Below are 10,772 nucleotides of genomic sequence, written 5' to 3'. Positions count from 1 at the left end.
CTCCTAACAGCCTTAAAACATTGGCAACGGCTCCGCTCATCGCTACGAGTTCATTCAAAAAGGAAGATCGCCTTTTTTTTGAATGGCTTTACTGTTCTTCAGCTCTATAAGGATATTCGCCATTGTACGTAACTGTGCGAACATGCTGCGATGGCTCCTCTCGTTGCACGCCTGTTAGGAGAAACCCACTCCTAACAGCCTTAAAACATTGGCAACGGCTCCGCTCATCGCTACGAGTTCATTCAAAAAGGAAGATCGCCTTTTTGAATGAACTCTATATAACCCTAGCTCTTATTCGACCGCCGATGAAATCCACTATGATAACCATAATCATAATGAGTACGATATCTAGAGCTACTGCTGTATAGTAGAAGCTTTGGAAATGATTAAAGAGCTGCTGACCGATTCCTCCCCCTCCGATGAAACCAAGGATGAGAGACGTCCGAATTGCTACTTCAAACCGATAAAAATATTGAGACAATACATTCGGCCATATTTGCGGCAAAATTGAAAATAAATGTCCAACCCACTTTGTAGCACCTACAGAACGCATCGCTTCTTGAGGTCCGGAATCTGCCGCTTCAATCAATTCAGAAATTAATTTCCCTAAAACACCGATATTATGCAAAATAATTGCTAATACAGCCGCAAATGGTCCAAGCCCAAAGGCTGAAACAAAGATTAGACCAAATACAATCTCCGGAATAGATCTTAGTGCACTTAAAGCACCACGGATAGTACTATACATCCCTACAGACCCACTCGTGTTTTTGGCAGCCAAAAAGCTAAGTGGCAAAGCTACAATCAGTGCTAAAAATGTTCCTAAAAAAGCAATAGCTAAAGTGACAAGACTGTGATACGCCATTCTCGGAAAAAGGGACCACTCAATCGGAAAAAAACGAGTGGTCACCATGTGATAAATATTTCCGATTTGCGTAAGCTTTCTCCATTCAAACCCTGTCATATCCATGCTCCACCAAAGAGCAACGATAATCAAGATAAGATATATGAGGTAGCGCCTACGAAACCAAACCATCGTAGTAGGCTCCTAATCTAATGAAAGCATTTCGAATTCACGAGCTGCTTCTAACACATCTGCATACTGACTGTCATCTGCTTCAACAAAGCGTGTCGCACCACCGAAAATTCGTAGGATTTCTTCATCAGCAATTTCATAAAAAGCTTCTTGTACTTTTGCAATTAATTCATCACTCATATCAGCTGGGACAACCCAAGGGTACTGATAAAGTTCTTCCGATTGCCAGATAACCTTAATGTCTTCACGCATTGTACCACCGTTTTGGTCATCCTCTTTCATTAATGCTTCTAAGATCGCACTGTCGACTGCCCCAGCATCAACCGTTTGATCTTGGACAAGAGTTGTTACGATATCATGGGATCCAGCAAATTGAATTTGCTTAAATTCATGATCGTCTTCACTTTCATAAAAACCAAGCTGACGTAGGTGAAGGCCCGGAATTAAGTGACCTGATGTGGAAGAGATACTTGCAAACGCAAAATCAACATCCGCACGTTTCTCCAACATATCATCTAGATCATCCCACTCACGATCGTTATGCGTAATAATGTATGAAAAGTAATAGGGACTTCCATCTACTTCCTGTGTAATGATCGCTTGCGCTCCGCTTTGCTCATGAGCAATTAAATATGTTAACGGACCTAAGAAAGCCAAGTCAATATGGTTATAATTAATCGCTTCAACAACAGCGTTATAATTCGGGTATTGTTCCACAACAACTTCTCTCCCTAGACGCTCTGTTAAATGAGCTTCTAAATTATCAAGTCCTGTTTGCATTTCTCCCATTGACTGTGAAGGGATTACAGCAATTTCAAACACACTATCGTCATTTTCAGTTGCTGGCGCCTCTTCTCCATGTTCATCAACCGTCGGAGATTGTACTACTTCATCAGGATCGTCTGCGGCTCCACATGCAGTTAAGGCAAGTGCCATCCCTAATGTCATCATCCATTTCTTCATCTTTTCTCCACCTTTTTAATTAATCTACTGAAGGAATTTACCATTTTAAAGTCGATCTTGTAAAGAAATAACCCTTACACATAAGCGTTTGCTAAACAATGCTCGTACACTTCTAAAAATCGACCCATCTCTTTTTCCAATGAATGCTGCTCTTTAATATACAAGATTGCATTTTTAATCATTCTTTTTTGCTTTCCTTCAGAAGTAAGCAATTCTTGTACTTTGAGGTTGAATTGTTCAGGCGACTCAAACAACACCCCTGTTTCTCCATCAGAAATGACACTTGCATTTCCTGAATTCAACCTTGCTATAACAGGCTTGCCTAAAGCCATCGCTTCAAGTACTGCAGAGGACTGCCCTTCTGAGATAGATGTATTTAGAACAAAATCACAAGATTGATAAATAGCTTTCATTTGTTCAAGCGGAACTTCTTTTATATAACGAAACCACACATGCCCTTTTTCAAATTCCAGTACTTTTTGATATACATCTTCATCTAGAACAGGACCAATAATTGTAAAGGTCAGTTCTGGCCAAGTATAACGCAACCTCTTTAACTCACCTGCTACATAGAGGACGTCCTTCACTGGCCGTAACCCTGCTGGCAGCAAAAACTTAGGATATCCAGAAAGAATATCAGGGGTTGATTCCTTCGTCCCATCCTTTGGAAAATCTACACTTTGTGGAATAACATAAATGCGATCAGCTAAGTCCGGATACGTCTGAATAATCTTATTCTTTCCATCTTCACTGAAAACAGTAATTCCACAAGACTCATCTGCTACTGATACCATTAATTTAACAGCATCTGGGTCCTTTAAATCCTCATTAATATCCGTTCCACCAGAGGTTAATATATAGGGTTTACTGAAATGCAGATGTGGATACTTTTTTAACCATTGGGAAAACCGTTTCAAATGAATTACATGATATATATCTGCCTCCAAGAAGAAAGAATCCCAATCTGAATTCCACTCCTCTTCTTCATAAGCAAAGACTCGAACACTTACACCCCACAGCTTCAATCCTTTTACGAAACGTCTTGCCGTTGTGGAATTTCCACGATTTTGTTTGAAATACGGAGTAAATAGAATGATTTTAGGATTTGTCACCGAGCCAATTTTCAACTTCAGTCACCCTCCATTTCCGTTCTTGATCATGTCTAATCGTTAAACCGAGCTTATCAAGCTTTTCTAAAAAGGGGACTAAGTACTTACGTGATAACCCAGTTGATTCTTTGGCTTCTTTTAAAGCAAAAACGTCATCTGTCTCTTCTCGTAGTTTAGCAACCGCCTCTCTAAAAGGCACTCTATGAATTGATAATTTCTCATCAAGTTGATAAAGAATTTCTTGTTGGTAAAAATAATGAGTCACTTCTTCATGTAGTTCTTTCGGAATTTGTTGAGCTGTTAAATGATCAGAAGTTGGTGTTACTTGAAGCCCTTCATTTTTAATTGCCGTTAATACATGCTCCACCCGTTTCTCCCACTGTCGCGGCGCGTGAGGAGTATGGGTAAATAGTGCTGCAAATGGCCCTTGAATGACAAACCAACCTTGCTTATGTCCTTCATCAAGCAACCAATCCAATAATCGCTTAGGATACGTATGAGTATAACTTTGAACTATTTCGGCTTTCTTAACCCCAGCACGGAACGGAAATTCATTATGATAACGCTCCAGCTCAATTTGAAAAGCTTCCCGTAATGACTGAATGACTTTCTCACTCGTAATCTCCCCAGTCGGTAGTTGAGATGTCTTTTCCTCTTGCTCAACCAGTTCTTTCATTTCATCTTCTGTCATATTCATTTCTTTACTAGCATCTTTTATCGGTAGCAATTTTTTATCTAACAGAAGTTGTTGCAATCGCTCAATAGGTGTTGCGCCCATTTTTTGTTCAAGCATTTGAACCGTCTCTTCACCGAAGCGATATTTCGCTCCATGAGGGTCAATTACAGTTCCTCCACCAATCGTTTCCATCGGTGTCGGCCGTCGCAAAATAAACCGATCGCCTCTTCTTGTAACAATTGGCTCATCCAAACGAATTTGACACATTATTGTTTCATTACCTTCTGCTAATTCATTCCGATCAAAAAAGACAATCTTACCGTATACTTCAGCCGTACCAATATGTAGTTTGATTGCTCCTCTTTGTTTTAGAGGATACATTAGCTTTGCAACTGTTGTGAATCCAACATCAATCGTATGAGTTGTCTCATAATGTCCACTTGCAACTAGGACATCGCCTCGTTTAATCTCATCCTTTGAAATACCGCCGACATTAACAGCCACACGTTGCCCAGCTCGTCCACTTTTTCGAGCTTGATGATGTACTTGTAATTGTCTAGCTCGAACTGGAATCCGCTTTGGTAATAAATCTAGCACATCCCCTTCGTTCACGATCCCTTCATAGACAGTGCCTCTTACAACGGTTCCTTGTCCATGAATTGTAAAGACTTGATCAATAGGTAAGCGAAACGCGCCACTTGCATCACGACTTGTCCTTCCTTCCAGTTCAATTACTATTCCTTTCTTTAACTCTTCAATCCCAACAGAACGAAGACTATCCACGAAAAAGAACTGACTTTTTTCTAAAAAAGTACCTTCTATCGCTTCCCGTATATCCAGTTCCACGATCTCTCTCATCTCTTCATCAACATTCTCAATTTTTGTTACAACAATAATCCCCTTTTCTATTCCGAGCAAGCGCAAAATATCAATATGTTCACGCGTTTGAGGCATAATCCCTTCATCCGCAGCTACTACTAGCATCACCAAATCTATTCCAGCTACTCCCGCAATCATTTGTCTAATAAAGCGTTCGTGCCCCGGTACATCAATAAGAGACACTTCCATTTCGTCGTTTAATTTTAAAGGAGCATAACCTAACTCAATTGAGATACTTCGCTCTTTTTCTTCCTTTAAACGATCTGTATCTATATTCGTTAAAGCTTTTGTTAACGTTGTCTTCCCATGGTCAATATGACCAGCCATTCCAACCGTATAATGATTCATAACAACCTAATCCCTCTCTACTATGACCAATTTCTATCGTGTTTTATCATACTATATACGTTTACAGGAAACAAAGAAAAGACTGCTTATGAATGCTACTTTTAGAAAAGGTACAAGCTACAACCAATCACACAATAAAGGAGATAATCGATGGACAAAATAGAGATTCTGCAAAAAATTGAAAACTTAACAGCTAATCCAAACGAGTATGAAATCTTTGTACTGACAAGACCTCCCGAGGAATTTGGAGATGGAGTAAAGCTTTACTATAACGAAGAAGAACGGAACTTTACAGCTGAAGTGTTTGATCCAGATACAAAGGAAGTATTCACGGAAAAAACCTTGACTGATATCGATAGTACCTATTCTTTCATCTCAAATGTTCTCGAACCGCGAATTGAGCAACAAAATGATCAAAAAGACTACATTGACCTCGATATCACAGAACCGGGAAACCACGGAAATTTATGAGTATTATTTTTCATTTACATGCTCTTTAGGTTTTACTCACCGGAACTTCAAATTTACTCGCCACAACTGTCACTTTATTATACGTAACTACTACTGTACTCACCGCTCCGTAACTTTACTCGCCAAAACCACTAAAATAAGACCTGAACTCTTTAGTTCAGGCTTACTTATTTACTCCTTTATCCCTTCAAGCCACTCTTTGTAACAATCTTGACAAAGGGTTTTGTCGACATGCTCGTTTTGATGGATAAACAATCCATGGCTAAAACGATCATTTACTTCCTCACCACAATAAAAACAATTTTCTTCCATTTTCTACAATCCTCCTGCAAAAGAGATTGCTTATATGGTACACAATAAGCAAGGAAGTAAAACGCAATATATATGTCATCTCATCCAAGAAAATGCAAATTACAAGGCATAGTCCAGGCAATATTCGACATACGTATCTTTCGTAGTCGCTCGCTACTACAAAGAAAGGAGTGTGTTTGGTGATGAATCATGAAGACTCTCGGAAAAAAGAGCTGAAAATTATGCTCAGAAGGAAGAAAAAGCGTGAACAGCGTGACTGGCGATTAACAATGAAACGCTTGAGAAAATTTCAAAAAGATGTACTTAACGAAAGATCTAGTCGAGATTAAGTTCTCACTTTTAGCACGTATAAAGCCAACAAGAGTACATCCTCTTGTTGGCTTTATATGTAAAAAAAGCAGACCCTAAAAGGCCTGCTGAAAAATTACTCTCCTAAATCTACATTATGATACACTTGCTGAACATCTTCTAAATCCTCTAATGCGTCAATTAATTTTTCAAATTGTTCCTTCGCATCAGTTGGAAGCGATACATCATTTTGGGCAAGCATTGTTAGTTCCGCAACTGTAAAATCCTCTATTCCTGCATTTTTACAAGCTTCTTGAACCTCATGGAATTGATCTGGTTCCGCGTACACAATAATCGAATCGTCCTCTGCAATAATATCACGAACGTCGACATCTGCCTCGAGCAATAATTCAAGTACTTCCTCTTCTGATTTACCTTCAAGACCAATGACGGCCGTCGCATCAAACATAAATGACACAGAACCACTAACTCCCATGTTTCCACCATTCTTTTTAAAAGCAGAACGTACTTCTGCCGCTGTGCGGTTAACATTGTTTGTCAAAGCATCCACAATGACCATTGATCCGTTTGGTCCAAACCCCTCATAACGCAGCTCGTCGTAATTTTCTTCTGAACCGCCTTTAGCTTTTTCAATAGCACGATCAATAATTGCTTTTGGAACACTGTACGTTTTTGCACGCTCAAGTACAACTTTTAACGCTCGGTTTGATTCTGGATCAGGTTCACCTTGCTTAGCAACTACATAAATTTCACGTCCAAACTTTGCATATATACGGCTCGTATTTGCATCCTTTGACGCTTTTTTTTCTTTGATATTGTTCCACTTACGCCCCATTATGAACACTCACTTTCACTATATCTATATTGTTGCATTATTAGTCCAATTGATTTTGAACTAATCCATTATTCACCAACATTCATTATACTATAAATATGTAAATTCTATCGAGCTTTATCTTATAGAGTTTGTTCAAAAAGGGTTTTTTCCCTTTTTGAACAAACTCTAAGCAATAAGCGGAACCGCTACAAGGTTTTGAGCCTCTAGAAGTGGGGTTCTCCTAGAGGCGTGTAGCGTGTGGAGCCATTGCCGTCTTTTTGAACACGCTCTTATAGTCTATAGCAATCTTGATCAGGTATAACACTGCAATTAGACAAATTACACATTTAATTTTATTTATGGTAATGTTTTCATTAAAGACACAATCTTTAGGAGGAAATAGTATGCCAAAGATTCAAGTAGAAGGAAAAGAAGGTTTCCAAGTTGAGGAAGGGACAAAGTTAGTACTTGCTTTAGAAGATAACGATGTTGATATTCTGCATCGTTGTGGTGGAAACGCAAGATGTACAACCTGTCGTGTTGAAATTCTCGAAGGAGATGCTGGTCCAGTTGAGGAGGCAGAAGCAAAAATTCTCGATGCTAAAGGATTTAGAGAAGAGAACATTCGCCTTTCCTGTCAAATTCGAGTTCAATCAGATCTAACCGTTAAACCAATTATGACGGCATCTGATTCGGGTATGGAACCTGGGACTCGTCCTCAAGACTAATAAAAAGGGGGTGCTCAAAAGGTCAGAAACAGACCTTTGAGCACCCCTTATCCTTTTCATGAAAAAAATTCTAACCCAAATACAAAATGGGCAAACAAAAATACGATAAGCATCATAACAATCCCTACAAATAAGCCGCCAATCGGTTCTTTTAAATCAGGATGAATGACCTTTTTCTTCAGCACGTGTTTCACCTCTTTTTTCGTTGATTTAACTTCCAATCAACGAAGAGAAAAACGTGCTTTGAAATTTCACCGTCATTAAATTAAAAATCCGTTTCTCTGAAGGTATTGGCGATTGAAATAATTGCGTAATGTAGTTCGAAAGGTTTATACTACCTTCTATCAAGCGGCTCTTTCCAAGTCTAGTAATTACCGATTGAAAAGAAGGCGGATTAATCCCGCCTTCACTAATTGTAATTTCAATTGTTTCAAAAAATTGGTAATCACCGTCAAACATCAATTGATTGTATGAAAAGTTGTACGAACTTAAGATTATAGAAAGCAATATGCCGAGCAAAACGGTTCTTTTATAAGCCATCGTCATCACCTATCAAGGTTTTTATACCTACTCATCAATTAATCTGCAGTTAATTCAGTACCTATTAAATACTCAAGCCCTTCCTCTAGAGTTAATCTTTGCACATGTGTTATTTGTATATGTTCATTTTTTAAATCATTTTCAAGTTTTCGTAAATCATTTGTAACAATTTGTAATGGGCTAGAGCTAACTTCGATTACATTTGGATGTTCACGAATTTCATCCGTTACCTCCGATACCCATATTCTTCCCCATTTTTCAAAAATCTCATCTTTATCGAAAGCCTGTATGATTTTCCCTTCATGAAAAACGGTTATCCAATCACAAATTGATTTTACCTCATCTATGGAGTGAGTTGCTAGTATTAAACTCCTGTTAACGCCCTCCATAAATTGAATCAGATCCTCTTTCATCTTCTTTTGGGAAATAATATCTACGCCAGCTGATGGTTCATCTAAAATAAGCAAAGTTGGATGATGAGTGAGCGAGAGGATAAACTCTACTTTCTTTTTCATTCCTTTTGAACACTTAGCATACTTATTACTATCATCAATCTGATACCGTTTTATAAGATAACGAAAGTATCTTTGGTCCCAGTTTGGATACCAAAAAGAAACGAAGTTAGCAAGCTCACGGATCGTCAAATGACCGAATGGCTCTAGTAATTCTCCAGCATAACCGATTTTTTTCTTTATTTCCGCCTCATTTTCTCCAAATGTCTGATTAAACACATGCACAGAACCACTATTGGGTTGAATCAAATTCATAAGCAATCGAAAGAATGTACTTTTCCCGGATCCATTTGCCCCTACAATGGCAACTGCTGTTCCTGTCTCGACTTTTAAATCAATTGGCCCTAGTGTGAATTTCTTGTATTTTTTGGTTAATTCGTTTGTCGTTAATAAAGAGCTGGTCATAATCCTCCCCCGTTCCTCTTGTTTTCCATTACTTCCTTAAAAATTCGCCGGATATCCTCACTTGAACACCCAACTTGCTCAGCCTGTTCAACCGCTCTCACAAAAGCATCAATGACGACTTTTTGCTTTGTTTCTTCCATTTTGATTGTTTCAATCTCTTTTACGAAGGTTCCTTTACCCTGGACAGTCTTAATAAATCCATTGCTTTCTAAATTTTGATAAGCCCGTCTCGTTGTAATCACACTACATTGTAAATCATTGGACAGGACCCGAATGGAAGGAAGCGGTGTACCTGGTGGAAGCTGTCCGCCAACAATGAGTGATTTCACTTGTGTTTCAATTTGATGATAAATAGGTTCTCTGCTTTCTTCAGAAACTCGTATCGGTAGCTTCATCGGCCTTCCTCCCTTCCATTACAAATAATCTCTTTTTCCCAAACGATACGTAAGCAATTTATGCCATAAATAACATCCAACGACACCTATAGCAATTGAAATAATAGCAATAATCCAGCCGTAATCCTTCACTAATAGAAGACTAAATTCAACAATGCTATGACCAACGACTAAACGAAAGCCAACGAATAAACCAATCATTATAGCAATCCACAAAAATGGCAAGAGATGCAATATTTTTCCGTTTGTTCCGTATTCGATAAATGGGTTCATTCCACCAAGTGCCAAAGAATATCCAAACCAGACAAGGATAAATATGAATAGTTCATTCAATGTTACATAGGAATAAAAACGATCAGGTAGCTGAGTCACAATCGTTCCATAAAAAGCAAGAGACATCATAAATAAAGTGATAAGCATTAACAAAGTTCGGCTTAAAGCTAATAACTCAACCGGAATCGGCAATGTTCTTAAAAAAGCCATTCTTTTTGTAAATGGATCGTCTTTAATCGTTTGAAATGATAAATACGGACCTGACATGAAAATGGCTGCTAATGAAGGCAGGATCGCAACAAAGAAGATATCAAGGACGACATGGTTATAATACATTACACCATCACCAAACAAAGCTCTAGCTGCTTGTTCTAGAAAAATGGTTGTAAAAAAACCAAAGAAGACAACTGCAATGATTGTAAATACAACCCCTCTCCAATTGTATCTTAAATCTTTTTTCACAAGCCAAAATGCTTGATTTAACATACTCCATTCCTCCCTTAATTAAAGAACCGATTCGATACTCCGCCATCCTGATGACCTAACAAATCAATTCCTAAATGAGCCAAGATGACAAATACAACCGTCCAAATCGTAATACTAGCCGTCATCCAAACAAAGGCTTTCTTTTTTGTCGCTCCTAAAGATACACTCATAAATGCCGTTACATGACTTCCTACAAATAAAGGGCCAATGATTGATAATCCAGGCAAACCATATTTGTTCCAAATTTTTTGTGCCCGAATGGAGCGCTTGCTATCCAGCTGACCTTCCTCTTCACCCTTTTTCTTCTTGCGCCAAGCTTTAATTTTATCGACAAAAACGACGACTAGAAAGACCGTTACAATGTTTCCAATTAACCCTAAAATGACAGCTGGTACTGTCGCTAGGCCAGCAATAATAGCAAGAGGAACCACTGCATACCCTTCAAGAAAAGGAACAGCAGACAAAATAAAGACTAAAATATATGCCCATAATAATTCAATAAAACTCATACCT

The 10,772-nt window shown here is 38.5% G+C and carries 15 protein-coding genes; 3 read left to right on the top strand and 12 right to left on the bottom strand.

Going from position 1 to position 10,772, the window contains the following annotated elements; translation table 11 throughout:
* Positions 1–274 precede the first annotated feature (274 nt).
* The 4 genes from phnE to selB form a co-directional block, all read right to left on the bottom strand.
* Complete coding sequence (gene phnE, locus SAY88_RS11945; protein WP_250096275.1) at positions 275–1,036, bottom strand: phosphonate ABC transporter, permease protein PhnE; 762 nt, start codon at positions 1,034–1,036, stop codon at positions 275–277.
* A 12-nt stretch (positions 1,037–1,048) separates the two neighbouring features.
* Positions 1,049–1,999, bottom strand: coding sequence for a phosphate/phosphite/phosphonate ABC transporter substrate-binding protein (gene phnD, locus SAY88_RS11940; RefSeq protein ID WP_332632071.1), 951 nt, complete (start codon positions 1,997–1,999; stop codon positions 1,049–1,051).
* Between the two features lie 74 nt (positions 2,000–2,073).
* The gene (locus tag SAY88_RS11935; RefSeq protein WP_332632070.1) at positions 2,074–3,126 is read right to left on the bottom strand and encodes a glycosyltransferase; all 1,053 of its coding nucleotides are present in this window, start codon (positions 3,124–3,126) and stop codon (positions 2,074–2,076) included.
* Positions 3,098–5,011, bottom strand: a complete 1,914-nt coding sequence (selB, locus tag SAY88_RS11930; RefSeq protein WP_332632069.1) for a selenocysteine-specific translation elongation factor — start codon at positions 5,009–5,011, stop codon at positions 3,098–3,100. The genes SAY88_RS11935 and selB overlap by 29 nt, the downstream gene beginning before the upstream one ends.
* Before the next feature lie 150 nt (positions 5,012–5,161).
* Between selB and SAY88_RS11925 the strand changes: the two genes are divergently transcribed.
* Positions 5,162–5,482: a hypothetical protein gene (locus SAY88_RS11925; RefSeq protein ID WP_332632068.1), complete on the top strand. Its 321-nt coding sequence runs from the start codon at positions 5,162–5,164 to the stop codon at positions 5,480–5,482.
* Between the two features lie 171 nt (positions 5,483–5,653).
* Here SAY88_RS11925 and SAY88_RS11920 read toward each other — a convergent pair whose 3' ends face one another.
* A complete protein-coding gene (locus SAY88_RS11920) occupies positions 5,654–5,794 on the bottom strand; it encodes a hypothetical protein (protein ID WP_332632067.1) in 141 nt (46 codons plus the stop codon).
* 179 nt (positions 5,795–5,973) lie between these two features.
* Between SAY88_RS11920 and SAY88_RS11915 the strand changes: the two genes are divergently transcribed.
* Positions 5,974–6,123 carry a hypothetical protein gene (locus SAY88_RS11915; RefSeq protein ID WP_332632066.1) on the top strand — a complete coding sequence of 50 codons (150 nt, stop codon included), beginning with the start codon at positions 5,974–5,976 and terminating at the stop codon, positions 6,121–6,123.
* 95 nt (positions 6,124–6,218) lie between these two features.
* Here SAY88_RS11915 and SAY88_RS11910 read toward each other — a convergent pair whose 3' ends face one another.
* Positions 6,219–6,938: a YebC/PmpR family DNA-binding transcriptional regulator gene (locus tag SAY88_RS11910; RefSeq protein ID WP_332632065.1), complete on the bottom strand. Its 720-nt coding sequence runs from the start codon at positions 6,936–6,938 to the stop codon at positions 6,219–6,221.
* 386 nt (positions 6,939–7,324) lie between these two features.
* Between SAY88_RS11910 and SAY88_RS11905 the strand changes: the two genes are divergently transcribed.
* Positions 7,325–7,648: a 2Fe-2S iron-sulfur cluster-binding protein gene (locus tag SAY88_RS11905; RefSeq protein WP_250096267.1), complete on the top strand. Its 324-nt coding sequence runs from the start codon at positions 7,325–7,327 to the stop codon at positions 7,646–7,648.
* Between the two features lie 56 nt (positions 7,649–7,704).
* Here SAY88_RS11905 and SAY88_RS11900 read toward each other — a convergent pair whose 3' ends face one another.
* The 6 genes from SAY88_RS11900 to SAY88_RS11875 are packed head-to-tail and all read right to left on the bottom strand — an operon-like array spanning position 7,705 to position 10,768.
* Positions 7,705–7,833 (bottom strand): hypothetical protein, encoded by a 129-nt coding sequence (locus SAY88_RS11900; RefSeq protein WP_332632064.1) that lies wholly within the window; start codon positions 7,831–7,833, stop codon positions 7,705–7,707.
* Positions 7,834–7,858: 25 nt separating this feature from the next.
* Positions 7,859–8,188, bottom strand: a complete 330-nt coding sequence (locus tag SAY88_RS11895; RefSeq protein ID WP_332632063.1) for a hypothetical protein — start codon at positions 8,186–8,188, stop codon at positions 7,859–7,861.
* A gap of 38 nt (positions 8,189–8,226) precedes the next feature.
* Entirely contained in the window at positions 8,227–9,105 is an 879-nt protein-coding gene (locus tag SAY88_RS11890; RefSeq protein WP_332632062.1) for an ABC transporter ATP-binding protein, read from the bottom strand.
* Complete coding sequence (locus tag SAY88_RS11885) at positions 9,102–9,500, bottom strand: GntR family transcriptional regulator (protein ID WP_332632061.1); 399 nt, start codon at positions 9,498–9,500, stop codon at positions 9,102–9,104. Before SAY88_RS11885 ends, SAY88_RS11890 begins: the two co-directional genes overlap by 4 nt.
* 18 nt (positions 9,501–9,518) lie before the next feature.
* On the bottom strand, positions 9,519–10,259 hold the full coding sequence (locus tag SAY88_RS11880; RefSeq protein WP_332632060.1) for a hypothetical protein: 741 nt from the start codon (positions 10,257–10,259) through the stop codon (positions 9,519–9,521).
* Positions 10,260–10,273: 14 nt separating this feature from the next.
* Positions 10,274–10,768 carry a small multi-drug export protein gene (locus SAY88_RS11875; protein WP_332632059.1) on the bottom strand — a complete coding sequence of 165 codons (495 nt, stop codon included), beginning with the start codon at positions 10,766–10,768 and terminating at the stop codon, positions 10,274–10,276.
* Positions 10,769–10,772 lie beyond the last annotated feature (4 nt).

This window comes from Halalkalibacter flavus, from assembly GCF_036663575.1.
Taxonomy (GTDB): domain Bacteria; phylum Bacillota; class Bacilli; order Bacillales; family Bacillaceae_D; genus Halalkalibacter; species Halalkalibacter flavus.
This window is presented reverse-complemented; position numbering and strand designations above follow the sequence as displayed.